Annotated in this window: 12 protein-coding genes; 11 read left to right on the top strand and 1 reads right to left on the bottom strand. The window is 63.2% G+C overall.

The window, feature by feature from the left end:
* Positions 1–123: 123 nt before the first annotated feature.
* The 11 genes from DQW91_RS05375 (at position 124) to DQW91_RS05325 (ending at position 13,475) form a co-directional block, all read left to right on the top strand.
* On the top strand, positions 124–1,047 hold the full coding sequence (locus DQW91_RS05375; protein ID WP_112662578.1) for a D-alanine--D-alanine ligase: 924 nt from the start codon (positions 124–126) through the stop codon (positions 1,045–1,047).
* Positions 1,044–1,994, top strand: coding sequence for a cell division protein FtsQ/DivIB (locus DQW91_RS05370; RefSeq protein WP_245410915.1), 951 nt, complete (start codon positions 1,044–1,046; stop codon positions 1,992–1,994). The genes DQW91_RS05375 and DQW91_RS05370 overlap by 4 nt, the downstream gene beginning before the upstream one ends.
* Positions 1,991–3,313 carry a cell division protein FtsA gene (gene ftsA / locus DQW91_RS05365; protein WP_112662576.1) on the top strand — a complete coding sequence of 441 codons (1,323 nt, stop codon included), beginning with the start codon at positions 1,991–1,993 and terminating at the stop codon, positions 3,311–3,313. The genes DQW91_RS05370 and ftsA overlap by 4 nt, the downstream gene beginning before the upstream one ends.
* A 104-nt stretch (positions 3,314–3,417) precedes the next feature.
* Complete coding sequence (gene ftsZ / locus DQW91_RS05360) at positions 3,418–5,151, top strand: cell division protein FtsZ (protein WP_112662575.1); 1,734 nt, start codon at positions 3,418–3,420, stop codon at positions 5,149–5,151.
* A 262-nt stretch (positions 5,152–5,413) separates the two neighbouring features.
* Entirely contained in the window at positions 5,414–6,361 is a 948-nt protein-coding gene (lpxC, locus tag DQW91_RS05355; protein WP_112662914.1) for a UDP-3-O-acyl-N-acetylglucosamine deacetylase, read from the top strand.
* Between the two features lie 188 nt (positions 6,362–6,549).
* Positions 6,550–7,446, top strand: a complete 897-nt coding sequence (locus DQW91_RS05350) for an outer membrane protein assembly factor BamD (RefSeq protein ID WP_112662574.1) — start codon at positions 6,550–6,552, stop codon at positions 7,444–7,446.
* Between the two features lie 13 nt (positions 7,447–7,459).
* Complete coding sequence (recN, locus tag DQW91_RS05345) at positions 7,460–9,130, top strand: DNA repair protein RecN (RefSeq protein WP_112662573.1); 1,671 nt, start codon at positions 7,460–7,462, stop codon at positions 9,128–9,130.
* Between the two features lie 170 nt (positions 9,131–9,300).
* Positions 9,301–11,457: an NAD-dependent DNA ligase LigA gene (ligA, locus tag DQW91_RS05340; RefSeq protein WP_112662572.1), complete on the top strand. Its 2,157-nt coding sequence runs from the start codon at positions 9,301–9,303 to the stop codon at positions 11,455–11,457.
* Between the two features lie 80 nt (positions 11,458–11,537).
* The gene (locus DQW91_RS05335; RefSeq protein ID WP_198411793.1) at positions 11,538–12,398 is read left to right on the top strand and encodes an AraC family transcriptional regulator; all 861 of its coding nucleotides are present in this window, start codon (positions 11,538–11,540) and stop codon (positions 12,396–12,398) included.
* A 60-nt stretch (positions 12,399–12,458) separates the two neighbouring features.
* Positions 12,459–13,172, top strand: coding sequence for an AzlC family ABC transporter permease (locus DQW91_RS05330; RefSeq protein ID WP_245410914.1), 714 nt, complete (start codon positions 12,459–12,461; stop codon positions 13,170–13,172).
* Between the two features lie 3 nt (positions 13,173–13,175).
* Positions 13,176–13,475 carry an AzlD family protein gene (locus tag DQW91_RS05325; protein WP_112662570.1) on the top strand — a complete coding sequence of 100 codons (300 nt, stop codon included), beginning with the start codon at positions 13,176–13,178 and terminating at the stop codon, positions 13,473–13,475.
* Here DQW91_RS05325 and DQW91_RS05320 read toward each other — a convergent pair.
* A complete protein-coding gene (locus DQW91_RS05320) occupies positions 13,472–15,292 on the bottom strand; it encodes an aminopeptidase P family protein (RefSeq protein ID WP_112662569.1) in 1,821 nt (606 codons plus the stop codon). The two genes, DQW91_RS05325 and DQW91_RS05320, sit on opposite strands and share 4 nt — an antisense overlap.
* Positions 15,293–15,559 lie beyond the last annotated feature (267 nt).

Here is a 15,559-nt window from a genome sequence, read left to right as displayed (position 1 = left end):
GCTCGCGCCTATGATCGGCGGCAAGGCTGATGCGCGAGAGCATGATCAGAACAAGCGGGCACCGGTTGTTCGCCCGGATCATGCGACAGTCAGGTGCGCCGCCTCGAACGGTAGGAGTCGATCATGACGAAACACGTCGCTGTCCTGATGGGCGGTTGGTCTGCGGAGCGGAACGTCAGCCTTGCTTCGGGCGCTGCCTGCGCCAAGGCCCTGGAAGAGCAGGGCTATCGCGTCACCCCCATCGATGTGCAGCCCGACATTTCCGTCGTTCTCAACGCCGTCGCGCCGGATGTGGTTTTCAACGCCCTGCACGGGCGGGTGGGGGAGGATGGCACGATTCAGGGCCTCCTCGAACTCCTGCGCATTCCCTACACACATTCCGGCGTCCTCGCCTCGGCCCTCGCCATGCAGAAGGACAAGGCGAAAATCGTCATGCAGGCGGCGGGTGTGCCGGTTCCGCGCGGGGTGGTCATTAATCGCCTCGAGGCGGCGAAGCAGCATGTGCTGCCCGCGCCTTACGTCATCAAACCTGTGAATGAAGGCTCGTCCTACGGCGTCATCATTGTGCGGGAGGATCGCAGCCATCCGCCTCAGGAATTGACGCGCGAGGATTGGACGTTTGGTGAGCAAGTTATTGTAGAATCATATGTTTCTGGTCGAGAACTGACCTGCGCCGTGATGGGCGACAAGGCCCTCGGGGTCATCGACATCCGCCCTGCGACGGGCGTGTTCTACGATTACGACGCAAAGTATGTGAAGGGCGGCTCCATTCACGTCCTCCCGGCAGAAATTAAACCGAATATTTACCAAAAGGTCCAAGAGTTGGCGTTAACAGCGCATCAAGCGCTCGGCTGTCGGGGAATCAGTCGTGCCGATCTTCGGTATGACGATACGCCCGGCGGTACGGGAGACTTGGTCGTTCTGGAGGTTAACACCCAGCCCGGAATGACCGAGACGAGCTTGGTGCCGGAATTGGCAGCCCATGCGGGCTATACGTTTGGTGAGCTTGTAAAATGGATGGTGGAGGACGCTACCTGCAACCGATGACGGCCTACTCGGCCGGGGTCGCTGTTGCGCGCGTATCGTCCTTCGATGACTATCCGAATCACCCCTCGCGGTTCGACCGTTCCGGTCCCTCCCGCCCCTCGCGCGGCGGGCGGCGCTCCTCGGTCTCTACGCCGCTCGCGAAAAAACTGCCCCGCTTCCTCGGCACAAGCCTGACGCTCGGCTTCTTCGCCGCCGTCGCCTTCGTCGGGCTTTGGCAGGGCGGCCATATGGACGATTTCATCGCCAAATATGGCGAACCTCACCACGCCATCGGTCGCATGGTCGGCCTCGACCTCGAGACGGTGACGATCTCCGGCATTTCGCAGATCCGCGAAAACGAGGTTCTGGCGGCGGCTGGGCTCAACGGCAAAAAGTCGCTCGCCTTTCTCAACGTGAACGACGTGCGCGAGCGTCTCGAACATGTGCCGCTCATCAAGTCGGCTTCCGTCCGCAAGCTTTATCCGAACGAACTGGCGATCACGCTCACCGAGCGCGAGCCTTTCGCGATCTGGCAGCTCAACGGCGAATTGTTCATCACCTCTACCGACGGAACGGTGATCGACCTGATGCAGGACGCACGCTTCGCCAATCTGCCCCTCGTCGTCGGCGAGATGGCGAATACGCGCACGAAGGAATATCTCGCGATTCTGGAGGCTGCCGGGCCTATCAGGGGGCGCATCCGCGCGGGCACGCTGGTTTCCGGCCGCCGCTGGACCCTCAAGATGGATAACGGCCTCGATGTGCGCCTGCCCGAGACGGGCGCGATGGAAGCCGTCGCGCGGCTTGTGAAGCTCGATCGCGAACAGAAAATTCTCGAAAAGGACGTGTTGGCCATCGATCTGCGGATGCCCGACCGGGTGGTTGTGCGTCTGACGGAAGAGGCCGCTTCAGCCCGGGCCGAATCCATGAAGAAAAAACTGATGCGCGGGAAGGGAGTCGATACATGAATCGCTCGAATCATGGTCTGACCCCGCGCATGAAGCCGCTCGCCGCGCGCAAGAGCGCGATCATGTCCGTGCTCGATATCGGCACGAGCAAGGTCGTCTGCATCGTCGCGGAATTGCTGCCCGCTCACGAGGCGGAGGCAATGCGCGGCCGCACCCATGTCGCCCGCATCCTCGGCATCGGCCATCAACGCTCCGCCGGTCTGAAGGGCGGTGTCGTCGTCGATCTCGAAGCGGCTGAAGGCGCGATCCGTCAAGCTGTCCACGCCGCCGAGCGGATGGCGAAAGTCGAAATTCAGTCGGTCATCGTCAACCTCACCGGCGGACGTCTCGGCTCCGAACATTTCGAGGCGCATGTGCCTGTGCGCGGCGCCGTGAGCACGAACGACGTTCACCGTGTGCTCGATGCTGCATCGAGCCACGACATGCGCCGGGGCAGGGCGGTTCTGCACGCTTTGCCGACGGGCTTCTCCCTCGACAGGCAGCACCACATCGTCGATCCCGCCGGGATGATCGGCGAAAAGCTTGGCGTCGATCTCCACGTTCTTACGTCCGAGGCGGCGGCAGCCCGCAACCTGATGCTCGCCGTCGAGCGTTGTCATCTGGGCGTCGAGGCCGTGATTGCCACGCCTTACGCTTCAGGCCTTTCGGTTCTTGTCGATGACGAGGCAGAGATGGGCTGCGCCGTCATCGATATGGGTGGCGGCACGACCAGCGTCGGCGTTTTCGCCAACGGCCATCTCGTTCATTCCGATGCCATCGCCGTCGGCGGCCATCATGTCACGATGGATATCGCGCGCGGGCTCACTACGCGCGTTTCCGCGGCTGAGCGACTCAAGACGCTTTACGGGTCGGCCATCTCCTCGAGCGCGGACGATCGCGACATGATCGCGGTTCCGCAGGTTGACGAAGATGAGCGCGATGTTCCCAACCATATGCCGAAGTCGCATCTCGTGCGGATCATCAAGCCGCGCGTCGAGGAAATCCTCGAATTAGCTCGCGACAGGTTGAAGAATGCAGGCTTTGCGGCGCAAGCCGGAAGGCGCGTGGTGCTGACAGGCGGCGCAAGCCAGCTTGTCGGTCTGCCGGAGACGGCACGGCGCATTCTGCAAGGTCAGGTTCGTGTCGGGCGTCCGCTCGGCATCAAGGGGCTGCCCGAAGCCGCGAAGGGTCCCGCCTTCTCGGCCGTGGTCGGCCTTCTTGTCTATCCGCAGGTGGCGCATATCGAATATTTCGAGCCGCAATCCAGCGGCTTCTTCCAAGGTACGGGAACCGACGGCTATATGTCTCGCGTAGGCCGTTGGATTCGCGACAGTTTTTAAATGAGTAAAACGGCAGCGCGGCGGCTGTCGTCATGAGTTCAAGTCAACCATTGTAGGCGTCGGCCAAACGCTTTCGGTACAAAGGCCAAAAGAGGCAACAGGTCATGGCAATCAATCTGCAAGCTCCGGATATCCGGGAACTCAAGCCGCACATCACGGTTTTCGGCGTCGGCGGCGCCGGCGGAAATGCCGTGAACAACATGATCGAATCCGGTCTGGAAGGTGTCGAGTTCGTCGTGTCGAATACCGATGCGCAGGCTCTGGCCTCCTCCAAGGCCCAGCGCGTCATTCAGATGGGCCTTCAGGTCACTGAAGGTCTTGGCGCCGGTTCGCAGCCGGAAGTCGGCCGCGCCGCCGCTGAAGAAGTGATCGACGAGATTCGCGATCAGCTCTCCGGTTCGCACATGGTGTTCATCACCGCCGGCATGGGCGGCGGCACCGGCACCGGCGCTGCTCCCGTGGTGGCCCGCGCCGCCCGCGAACTCGGTATCCTGACCGTCGGCGTCGTCACGAAGCCCTTCCAGTTCGAAGGCGTGCGCCGCATGCGTCTGGCCGAGGCTGGCATCACCGAGCTTCAGCAGTCGGTCGATACGCTCATCGTCATCCCGAACCAGAACCTCTTCCGCGTCGCCACGGAAAAGACGACCTTCGCCGACGCCTTCGCGATGGCGGACCAGGTGCTCTATTCGGGCGTCGCCTGCATCACAGACCTGATGGTCAAGGAAGGCCTCATCAACCTCGACTTCGCCGATGTGCGCTCCGTCATGCGCGGCATGGGCAAGGCGATGATGGGCACGGGCGAGGCTTCCGGCGAGAGCCGTGCGATCCGCGCGGCGGAAGCCGCTATCGCGAACCCGCTCCTCGACGACGTGTCGATGAAGGGCGCACGCGGCCTCCTGATCTCGATCACCGGCGGCAACGACCTCACCCTCTACGAACTCGACGAAGCCGCGACCCGCATCCGCGAGGAAGTGGACCAGGACGCCAACATTATACTCGGCGCGACCTTCGACGAGAGCCTGGAAGGTATCATCCGCGTGTCGGTGGTGGCGACCGGTATCGATCAGGCGATGATCAGCCAAAGCCCCGATCTGTCCTCCACCGAGCAGCGCATCGCGGAAGTCGCCGAGCGCCTGCGCGCCGAGGCTCGCGCCCGCGCTGTGCACACGCAAGCCGTCCCCACCTTTCGCGCCGCCCCCATCGAACCAGTGAAGGCCGCCGCGCCTCAGCCCGCTCCGGTTGTCGAACCGGCGCCGGTTCAAATGGGGGTTCCCGCTCAGCCCGCGCCTGCTCCGCAGTTCGAAATGCCCCGCATGGAATTCGCGCCGCAGCCGGTCGTTCGTGACGATATCGTACTGACCCCGGCTCAGCCGAAGCAGGCGGTGGCCTACGAGGCCCCCGTCATGCAGGAGCCGGTCTTCGAAGAAGATCTGGTTCAGGACTCGTTCATTCCGCCGCAGCCCGAGCGCGCCCTGCGCCCGACCCGCATGCCGCGGATCGATGAACTCCCGATGCCGGCGCAGAACCAGCTCCGCGCCAGCCGCGGCGAGGAACCCGCTCACGACACCCGCCGCCCGTCGCTCCTGCAGCGCCTCGCGACGGCTGGTTTCGGCCGCAAGGAAGAAGCGCACCACGCGCAGGTCGAACCGACCATGCCGCGTCAACCCGAGGCGCCCCGTGCTCCCTCGCCGGTTCATGCGGAATATGCCAAGCGTCCGGTTCCGCAAGGGTATCGCTCGGCGCAGGGCAATCTCGATGCCCAGCCCCGCATGGCTCCCCGGGCCAGCGAGGACGACCAACTCGAGATTCCGGCCTTCCTCCGCCGCCAGGCGAACTAAGGCTGCTGATTCTCTGAACCAAAAATCCCCGGCTCGCGAGAGCCGGGGATTTTGCGTTTGAGAAGCATAGATATATCAATTGTTTACGAATATTTCATTTTGTTACAGATCGTAAGAAAGCGTGATTTGGCCTGATACTGGCGCGGGACTAATGTGCCGCCAGTTAAGGAGAGGGCAGCGCGGTTGTCGCGATTCCCGATCCAAGAAACCTGATCCTCCTGCAGCCTTTGGCAGCGTGAGGCGGGACAAGGTCAAAAAGAAGATGAAGCAAAGCCAGCAAACCACGCTTCGGGCGGCCGTGACACTCTCCGGCGTGGGCGTTCATTCCGGGGGTGAGGTCAAGATCGCCCTGCATCCGGCGGAAGTGAATCATGGTATTGCTTTTCTTCGCACCGGCCTTCCCGGCGGGTTGGACCGGGTTATCGATGCCAAGCATCTGGCCGTTACGGCCACCGAACTCTGCACCGTCATCGGCGATCGCGAGAGCGGCGCGGTGGCGACCATCGAACATCTCATGGCGGCTCTCTCTGGCCTGGGTGTAGACAACGTCCTCGTCGAGATCGACGGCCCCGAGGTTCCGATTCTCGACGGCAGCTCCGCCCCGTTCGTCGACGCCATCGATCAGGTCGGCCTCGTGACGCAGAACGCGGCCCGCCGCTACATCAAGGTTCTCAAGTCCGTCCGCGTGACGATGGGCAAGGGCTTCGCGGAGCTCCACCCGAATGATCGCAGCTTCAAGCTCGATGTGGAAATCGACTTCCCGACCCCGATCATCGGCCGCCAACGCAAGATGATCGAGCTTTCGCCGAGCGTGTTCCGCCGCGAGATTTCCCGTGCCCGCACCTTCGGTTTCATGAGCGATGTCGAAAAGCTCTGGAGCGCCGGGTTCGCCCTCGGTGCATCCCTTGAGAACACCGTCGCTCTTGGTGAAGACGGCGTCATCAATCCCGAGGGCCTGCGCTACGCGGACGAGTTCGTGCGCCACAAGACCCTGGACGCCGTGGGCGACCTTTCGCTCAGCGGCCTGCCGCTTCTCGGCACTTACAAGTCCTATTGCGGCGGTCACCGCCTCAACTTCATGATGCTCGAAGCCCTGTTCTCGAACCGGGCGAACTACGCCATCGTCGATGGCGCCCCGCGCCGCGAGACCGGCTATGCCGAGATCGCGAGCAACATCGCGGTTCCTGCCTTCGCTCAGGAAATCCACTGAGCGGCATACACCTCAATACTGTTATTTTGCCATGTTTGCCGCCTAACGGGGCGGCGGCGCGTGAGGGTTGTCACCAGCTGGCTGAGACAATCGCTCATGAAGGGTTGGCGCTTTGGCCTGGCATGGGTTAAAGAGCCGTAAGTGCGCCATGAAACGATTGGCTCAGGTTTTTCGGAGGACCGCGAAGCATGTCTTTCGCGAAAGCTTATTTTGACGTGAAAAGTGCCGTGTTCCGCGCGGTGCTCATCGGCGCATGCGGTATCACGCTCGCGGGCTGCGACACTCTCTCCTCGATCAATCCGTTCGATCGGAGCGAGACGTACAAGCCGGAGATTGTGGCGGACGTTCCCGGCGAGCAGCTTTATAATGACGGTCTCGCCCGCATCCAGAACAAGGATTACGAGCGCGCCGCCAAGAAGTTCGGCGACCTCGAGAAGCAGCACCCGCAATCGGAATGGTCGCGCAAGGCGCTCATCATGACGGCCTACGCCAATTATGAAGGCGGGCTCTATGACGATGCTGCCGTTGCCGCCAAGCGGTACCTGACGCAGTATCCGGCGACCTCGGACGCGGCTTACGCCCAGTACATCCTGGCGATGTCCTACTATAACCAGATCCCGGACATCACCCGCGATCAGGAGACCTCCGAGCGCGCCCTCGGGACGCTGCAGGACCTCGTGGAGCGCTATCCGACCTCCGAATATGCCAAGGACGCCAAGGAGAAGATCCAGGTCGCCCGCGACCAGTTGGCGGGCAAAGAGGTCGAGATTGGCCGCTTCTACCTGCAGAAGCGCAATTACCCCGGCGCGATCAACCGCTTCCGCGTCGTGGTTTCCCGCTATCAGACCACCCGCCATGTGGAAGAGGCGCTGGAGCGTCTTGCGGAAGCCTACATGTCCATGGGCATCGTCGGCGAGGCGCAGACCGCCGCCGCGGTTCTCGGCCACAACTTCCCGGACAGCCAGTGGTACAAGGACGCTTATAGCCTGCTCGCCAAGGGCGGTGTCGAACCGCGTGAGGATTCGGAATCCTGGATTTCGAAGGCCTTCCGTGGCGTGCCGCAGGTCGGCCAGAGGGCAGGCTAGGCCTTAAGCCTCCATGCTCATCCAGCTGGCGATTCGCGACATTGTCCTGATCGACAAGCTCGAGCTTCACTTTCATGAGGGCCTGAGCGTCCTCACGGGTGAAACCGGAGCCGGCAAATCCATTCTGCTCGATGCCTTCGCCCTGGCCCTGGGAGGCCGTGGCGACGGCAGCCTCGTCCGGCACGGAGAGGCGCAAGGCCAGGTCACGGCGGTGTTCGATTGCCCGCCAGACCATCCGGCCCGCCGGATCGCCGCGGAAGCCGATATCGATACCGATGGGGATCTGATCCTGCGCCGCGTACAGGTGGCGGATGGGCGCACCCGCGCCTTCGTCAACGATCAGCCGGTCAGCGTGCAGGTGCTGAAGGCCATCGGCGCGACCCTTGTGGAAATCCACGGGCAGCATGACGACCGGGCGCTGGTCGATCCCGTGACGCACCGGACCATTCTCGACGCTTTCGGCAATCTCGGCGCGGAGGTGCGGGCGGTTGCGGACGCCGCACGGCAGGTGCGCGAGGCACGGACACATTTGCAGGAGCACCGCGAGCGGGTCGAGAAGGCGCGCCGAGAGGCGGATTTCCTTCGTCATGCGGTGGAGGAGCTAGCGCAGCTCAACCCCAAGCCCGGCGAAGAGGCAGCCCTTGCCGAGCGGCGGGCAGCGATGATGCAGTCCGAAAAGGTGGCGCAGGAGCTGAACGACGCGTTCGATGCGGTCGCCGGCGCGACGTCGCCCGTCCCCGTGCTTTCCGCCGCCGTGCGCAAGCTGGAGCGCCGCAGCGCTCAGGCGCCGCAACTGGTGGAGCCCAGCGTGAAGGCCCTCGACGCCGCGCTTCTGGCCATCGACGAGGCCAGAGCCGCCTTGGAAGAGGCGATCCGCGCCACGGAGTTCGATCCGCGCGAACTGGAGCAGGCGGAGGAGCGACTGTTTTCGCTGCGCGCTGCCGCCCGCAAGTTCGATAGCCCGGCGGACGAGCTGGCCGCACTGCGCAAGCGCTTTGCCGAGGACGTGGCGGCCATCGACGCCGGCGAGGAGCAGCTGGCCGGTCTCGAAAAGGCACTGGCTGCAGCCGAGCAGGCCTATGTGAAGGCGGCTTCCACCCTCTCGAAAGGGCGGCGCAAGGCGGCGGAAGCGCTGGACAGGGCGGTTCTCGCCGAGTTGCCGCCCCTGAAGCTGGAGCGCGCGCGCTTTATCACAGATATCCAGACCGACGAAACGAGCCGCGATCCGGGTGGGTTCGACCGGGTCGAGTTCTGGGCGCAGACCAACCCCGGCACACGCCCCGGGCCGCTGATGAAGGTGGCCTCGGGAGGCGAGTTGTCCCGCTTCATGCTGGCGCTCAAGGTCGTTCTCGCGGATCGGGGCTCCGCGCCGACCCTCGTCTTCGATGAAATCGACACCGGCGTCGGCGGCGCGGTGGCGGATGCCATCGGCCAGCGCCTTGCCCGTCTGGCGCAGGGTGTGCAGGTCATGGCCGTCACCCACGCGCCGCAGGTGGCCGCGCAGGCCTTCAACCACTTCCTCATCGCCAAGGAAGGCGTCTCCGGTTCCGAGCGCGTGGCGACACGCGTGGTGCCGCTTAAGGACGACCCGCGCCGCGAGGAAATCGCCCGCATGCTCGCCGGCGCGACGATCACCGAGGAAGCCCGCGCCGCCGCTTCGCGTCTGCTCGAGGCTGCGCGTTAGAGCATGATCAGAACAAGTGGACACCGGTTGTTCGCACGGATCATGCGACAAGAAAGAATCGAGAGTCTGATCGTGTTTCAAGGAGACACTATCAGACTCTAGAGACGTCAAGGTCTGGCGGGACGTGAATTGAGCGCTATGGTGCATCGAATGCCGTTTCCGAGTCGCTCATGTCCGCAGATAAACTCTCCGATCCCAAATCCGTCGACCGTCTGACGCCGCAGGAGGCCCGCGACGAGCACCGGGCCTTGGCGCGGGACATCGCCGAGCACGACCAGCGCTACTATCAGGAGGATGCGCCCACGGTCTCGGATGCGGACTACGACGCGTTGCGTCAGCGTTATGAGGCGCTGGAGGATCGGTTCCCGGAATTGCGGAGCGAGGAGAGCCTGACCCAGAAGGTCGGCGCGAAGGTTTCCGAGAAGTTCAAGAAGATCAGGCATCGCGTGCCGATGCTCTCGCTCGCCAACGGCTTCACTGACGAGGATGTTCAGGAATTCGTCGAGCGCATTCGCCGGTTCCTGCAGATCAAGGACGGTGCGCCGCTCGTGTTCACGGCGGAGCCGAAGATCGACGGGCTTTCTCTCAGCCTTCGCTACGAACACGGCCGCCTCGTCAGCGCGGCGACGCGCGGCGATGGCGCGGAAGGCGAGGACGTCACCGCCAATGCACGTACGGTGCATGACATTCCGCACGTTCTCAAAGGGCACGATGTGCCGGAGATCTGCGAAGTGCGTGGAGAGGTCTATCTCTCTCACGCCGACTTCGCTGCGATCAACGAGCGTCAGGAGGCCGCCGGAAAGCCGCCCTTCGCCAATCCGCGCAATGCGGCGGCGGGAAGCCTGCGTCAGTTGGATTCCGCGATCACTGCATCGCGCCCGCTGAAATTCTTCGCCTATGCCTGGGGCGAGATGAGCGCAATGCCGTCAACGACGCAGCATGGCATGATCGCGGCTTTCAATTCGTTCGGCCTGAAGACCAATCCGTGGACGAAGCTTTGTTCGAGCGTCGAGGAAATGCTCGCGCATTATCACGCCATCGAGGAAGACCGCGCCAATCTCGGCTACGATATCGACGGCGTCGTCTACAAGGTGGACGATCTTTCCTTGCAAGAGCGTCTCGGCTTCGTGTCGCGCTCGCCGCGCTGGGCGCTTGCGCACAAGTTTCCGGCACAAAAGGCGGTGACGGTTCTGGAGGATATCGAGATCTTCGTCGGGCGCACGGGGTCACTTAACCCGGTCGCCAAGCTGAAGCCGGTGACGGTCGGCGGTGTCGTCGTGTCGAACGCGACGCTGCACAACGAGGATTATATCCGTGGCATCGGCGGCGACGGGCAGCCGATCCGCAACGGTGTCGATATTCGCATCGGCGACACGGTTGTCGTTCTTCGCGCGGGTGACGTGATTCCGAAAGTGCTCGATGTCGTGCTCGACAAGCGGCCTGCGGATTCAAAGCCCTATGTTTTCCCCACGCGCTGCCCGGTCTGCGACAGCCACGCGGTGCGCGAGGTCAATCCGCGAACGGGCCGTGAGGATTCCGTGCGCCGCTGCACCGGCGGCCTGATCTGTTCCGCACAGGCGCGCGAGCGTCTGAAGCATTTCGTCTCACGCAATGCCTTCGATATCGAAGGTCTCGGCGGCCAGCGCATCGAGGAGCTGTATGACGAAAAGCTGATCCTTCAGCCGCAGGATATTTTCACTCTGGCCGAGCGCAACGCACGCGGCTTGCAGCGGTTGGAGAACCGCGAGGGATGGGGTGGAACGAGCGTCAAAAATCTCTTCAACGCCATCGAAGCGCGCCGCTCCATCGATCTCAACCGCTTTATTTTCGCACTCGGCATTCCGCATATCGGCGAGACGACGGCAAAGTTGCTGGCGCGTCATTTCGGAAGCTTCGAGGCTTTGCGAGAGGCTGCCAAGGCGGCGGTCGATCATGAGGGCGAGACTTATGACGATCTCACCTCCATCGGCGGCATTGGCGAAGTCGTCGCGGATGCCATCGTCGAGTTCTTTAAGGAAGCGCATAACGAAACCATGCTCGATGCGCTTCTCGCCCAAGTGAAGCCAACGCCCATCGAGGTGGCGCTGACGGATACGCCCGTCGCGGGCAAGACGGTCGTCTTTACTGGCTCGCTCGAACAGATGACCCGCGAGGAAGCCAAGGCGATGGCCGAGCGTCTCGGGGCGAAGGTTGCCGGTTCCGTGTCGAAGAAAACCGATATCGTCGTCGCGGGGCCGGGGGCGGGTTCCAAGCTCGACAAGGCGCGGGAATTCGGCGTTCAGGTCATGGACGAAGATGGCTGGTTCGCCCTCGTCGGGCGCAAGTAGTCTCCTTGCGTGGCGAAACCCGCATGGGTCCTTGCGTCCAAGACAGTGCATGAGAACCATGCCATAATTATCGTATGACGATGATGACGCCTCAGATCTCGCTGGATGCCGAACTGGTTTCGGCGGGCGATGTCACGCATTTCTGGCGGGTGCCGCGTCACCACGGCTTCGATTGCCTGCGAGCGACTTTCCGTCGTCACGCTTATGCACGTCATACTCACGAGACCTATGCGATTGCGGCCATCCTCGAGGGATGCGAGACGTTCTTTCACCGGGGCGAGCAGCATTATGCCGGCGCGGGCTCCATCGCCATCGTCTGCCCGGACGAAGTGCATGACGGTGAGCCTTATGAGGGCGGGTTCGAGTACCGCACCTTCTACCCTTCGGTCGAACTGATGCGGGAAATCGCCGAGGATGTCGCCGGGCGTCCGCTCTCATCGCCGCCGTGGTTTCGCCATTCGGTCGTGATCGATCCCGATTTATTGCAGGCTCTCGTCGGCCTTCATGCGAGCCTTGCTCAAGGTGGTGGCTGGACCTCTGAGCTAGAGCAGGACACGCGCCTCATCGGCTTTTTGGCAAAGCTCATCGCCCGCTGGGCCGATCTCGACAGGCTGCCGCCCATGCGCGCGGAGCCGAAGGGCATTGCCCGCGCACGCGATTACATCGAGGCTCATCTGGGTGAGGAAACCGATCTCGCCAGGCTTGCGGACCTTGCCGGGTTGTCACGCAGTCACTTCATCCGCGCCTTCCGGCGGGAAACGGGCTTTGCGCCGCATGCCTACTTGCTCGACCGCCGCTTTCGCAAGGCAACCCATCTTCTCGAGCAAGGCCAGACGCCTGTCGATGTCGCGGCGGCCTGCGGCTTTTTCGACCAGAGCCATCTCAACCGCATCTTCAAGGCGCGCATGGGCGTGACGCCGGGCGTGTTTCGCGCCGCTTGAGGTGTGGGAAAGAGCACTTTCGTCCAAGACGGCGGAACCGCCCTCGCGCATAAGCGCGCCATGAGCACTCTTCTCGACAGAATGACGAAAGCGCATTCGCTTCACGGGCAGGAGGCGAGGGCGGGGCTTCGCGACATCGCGCCTGCCGCTATCGCCGCCGTGCCTATCGGCCTCCTGTTCGGCGCGGTCGCCGTCGGCAAGGGCCTGTCCGTGGCGGAGATCGGCTTGATGTCCGCTCTCGTTTTCGCCGGTGGCGCGCAGTTCGCGGCCATCGAGAGCTGGGTGCACCCGGCTCCCATTCTCGCGCTGGCCTTCTCCGCGCTCCTCATCAATGTCCGCCACGTCCTCATGGGCGCATCCCTTGCGCCCAAGGTCGCCCTGACATTTCGCGAAAAGCTCTTGGCTTTCTTCTTCATGACGGATGAGAGCTGGGCCCTGTCGGAGCGCCGCTCCATGAACCGGCCGATCACAGGAGCCTATTGGGCGACCATGGTGGTGGTGCTGTTTTTCAACTGGACCGTCTCAACCGTTCTCGGCGCGGTGCTCGGTTCATTCCTTGGCGCGCCGGAGCGGTTCGGGGCGGACTTCGCCTTCACGGCTTTGTTCATTGGTCTCGTCGCGGGTTTTGGAAGGAGCCGCGTCACGGTCGTGACGGTGGCCGTCAGCGCGGCGGTTTCCGCGCTCGTGCATTACTTCATCGGCGCGCCTTGGCATGTAGCGTCCGGCGCGCTTGCCGGAATCGGCGCGGCCTATCTCGCGGCCAGAGAGGGCTGAGCCATGAACGTCGATCCCGTCACTTTCCTTGCCATCATCGCGATGGCGCTCGTGACATATGCGACCCGCATCGCGGGCCTGTTCGTGGCCGACAGGCTCGTGCTGACCGGGCGCGCGAAAGCCGCGTTCGACGCCATTCCGCCCGCCGTGCTCGTCGCCGTTATCGCGCCGACCGCGCTCACGACAGGCTGGGCGGAGGCCATCGCCACCGCCATCACGATCATCGCTGCCTTCCGCCTTCCGCTTCTTGCAACGATTATCGTCGGCGTCGCGTCAGTCGTGCTGCTGCGGATGGTAATCTAGCCGATCGGTCGCGTCGCGTTCTCGAGCCAGGCTTTCGCCTCGCCGTCGAGCAGCGGGCCGATCTTTTCGCGCACCTTCGCGTGGTAATCGTTGAGCCAGCCGATCTCTTCCGCCGTCATGATGGCGGGTTCGACAAGGCGCAGGTCGATGGGCGTGAAGGTCAGCGTCTCGAAGCCGAGCATCTCGCGGTCGCCGCCCGGAATGGAACGCGGCTCGACGAGGATGAGGTTTTCGATGCGGATGCCGTAATCTCCAGCCTTGTAGTAGCCGGGTTCGTTGGAAAGCATCATGCCGACTTCGAGCGGTGTGTGGCCGGTCTTGGCGAGGCGCTGCGGGCCTTCATGCACGGAGAGATAGCTCCCGATGCCGTGGCCGGTGCCATGGTCGAAATCGAGCCCGGCCTCCCACAGCGGCTTGCGCGCGAAGGCGTCGATCTGCGCGCCGCTCGTGCCTTTCGGAAACACCGCGCGGTCGATGGCGATGTGGCCTTGCAGAACGCGCGTGAAGCGGTCCTTCATTTCCGCGCTCGGCGTGCCGACGATCATGGTGCGCGTGATATCGGTCGTGCCGTCCTCGTATTGCGCGCCGGAATCGATGAGAAAGATTCCATTTGTCTCGATGCGCCGGTTGCTCTCGCGCGTTACGCGGTAATGCGGCAGGGCGGCGTTGGGGCCTGCCCCCGAAATGCTCGGGAAGGAAACGTTCTTGAGTGCGCCTGTCTCGACGCGGAACGCCTCGAGCTTTTCAACCGCGTCGATCTCGGTGAGGTTGCCTTTCGGAGCCTCGGCGTCGAACCAGGCGAGAAAACGCGCCACTGCCGCGCCATCGCGCAGATGCGCGGCGCGCGACCCTGCGATCTCGGCCTTGTTCTTGGCCGCCTTCATCAATGAAATCGGATCGGGGCCGACATCGACCGTGCCGCCCGCGCTCTCGATGCGGCGGGTGAGCGCGACGGCGCCGGTCGCGGAATCGATGCGGACCTTGCCCTTCTTTTCACCCAGCTTGTCGAGCGTGTGCTGGAATGTCGTCATGGGGGAAAACTGCGCGAGATCGCCCACCGCAGCGCCCGCCTCGTTGGTGATCTTGGCGGGATCGAAGAAGAGATCGGCGCGGCCCTCTTTCGGGATGATCGCATAGCCGAGGGGCAGCGGCGTGCACCCCACATCGCCTCCGCGAAGGTTGAAGGCCCAGGCGAGGTTGTGCGGATCGGAGATCACGATGGCGTCGAGCTTCTCGTCCGCCATCTTCTGACGGATGCGTTCGAGCTTCTCTTTCGCCGTCACGCCTGCGTATTCCAGTGGGTGTGGGCGAACGGGGGCCTGCGGCGGGGCAGGGCGGTCAACCCAGATGACGTCGATCAGGTTGAGGTCGACCGGGGCGAGCTTGCCGCCTGCGCGGGCGACGGCCTTTTCGAGGCGGCTGAGCCCTTCGTTGGTATGCAGCCAGGGATCGTAGGCGAGCGTCGTACCCGGCGGCAGGTTCTCGGCGATCCAGTCTTCCGCCGTCTTGTCAGCCAGTTGCACAGGCGTGATGACGGCGGTGTCGACCTGCTCCGCGGCCTGAATCGTATAGCGCCCATCCACAATCAGAGCCGCCTTGTCCGCGAGGATGACGGCGGCGCCCGCCGAGCCGGTGAAGCCGGTGAGCCAGGCCAGGCGTTCCGCGTTCTTCGGCACGTACTCGCCCTGATGCTCGTCTGCCCGGGGCACCACGAACCCGGAAAATCCTCGTCGGGCCATTTCCGCGCGCAGCTTCGCGATGCGCTCCGGACCCTGGGAGGGAGACGTGGAAGAGTCGAAGGACTGGAATTGAGCCATGAGAGTCGTGCCAATGAGGGAATTTGGCTTACGCTAGGGGGCCGTCCGCCAGATCGCAACGCCCGAGTTGATGATGCAGCAAGCGGTTTGGCTTGTGCTTGGGCATCGAGTGCCCTGATTTCGCGCTTTGAGAAAAGTAAAATGCAAGAAAAGCATGGCTCGCATGCTTTGCCGGGCCTAACTAAAAAGGTCAGTCAAGCTTACCTTTTTATCAACAATAATACAGAGGAACGCGGAAGGGTCATCGCAACACAGAAAGTTGGAGAT

This window comes from Microvirga flavescens (assembly GCF_003290125.1).
Classification (GTDB): Bacteria; Pseudomonadota; Alphaproteobacteria; order Rhizobiales; family Beijerinckiaceae; genus Microvirga; species Microvirga flavescens.
This window is presented reverse-complemented; position numbering and strand designations above follow the sequence as displayed.

Bases quoted from the DNA above. Each gene is read 5' to 3' on its own strand.
- DQW91_RS05375 (WP_112662578.1), top strand. From the start codon at position 124: ATGACGAAACACGTCGCTGTCCTGATGGGCGGTTGGTCTGCGGAGCGG.
- DQW91_RS05370 (WP_245410915.1), top strand. From the start codon at position 1,044: ATGACGGCCTACTCGGCCGGGGTCGCTGTTGCGCGCGTATCGTCCTTC.
- ftsA (WP_112662576.1), top strand. From the start codon at position 1,991: ATGAATCGCTCGAATCATGGTCTGACCCCGCGCATGAAGCCGCTCGCC.
- ftsZ (WP_112662575.1), top strand. From the start codon at position 3,418: ATGGCAATCAATCTGCAAGCTCCGGATATCCGGGAACTCAAGCCGCAC.
- lpxC (WP_112662914.1), top strand. From the start codon at position 5,414: ATGAAGCAAAGCCAGCAAACCACGCTTCGGGCGGCCGTGACACTCTCC.
- DQW91_RS05350 (WP_112662574.1), top strand. From the start codon at position 6,550: ATGTCTTTCGCGAAAGCTTATTTTGACGTGAAAAGTGCCGTGTTCCGC.
- recN (WP_112662573.1), top strand. From the start codon at position 7,460: ATGCTCATCCAGCTGGCGATTCGCGACATTGTCCTGATCGACAAGCTC.
- ligA (WP_112662572.1), top strand. From the start codon at position 9,301: ATGTCCGCAGATAAACTCTCCGATCCCAAATCCGTCGACCGTCTGACG.
- DQW91_RS05335 (WP_198411793.1), top strand. From the start codon at position 11,538: ATGATGACGCCTCAGATCTCGCTGGATGCCGAACTGGTTTCGGCGGGC.
- DQW91_RS05330 (WP_245410914.1), top strand. From the start codon at position 12,459: ATGAGCACTCTTCTCGACAGAATGACGAAAGCGCATTCGCTTCACGGG.
- DQW91_RS05325 (WP_112662570.1), top strand. From the start codon at position 13,176: ATGAACGTCGATCCCGTCACTTTCCTTGCCATCATCGCGATGGCGCTC.
- DQW91_RS05320 (WP_112662569.1), bottom strand. From the start codon at position 15,292: ATGGCTCAATTCCAGTCCTTCGACTCTTCCACGTCTCCCTCCCAGGGT.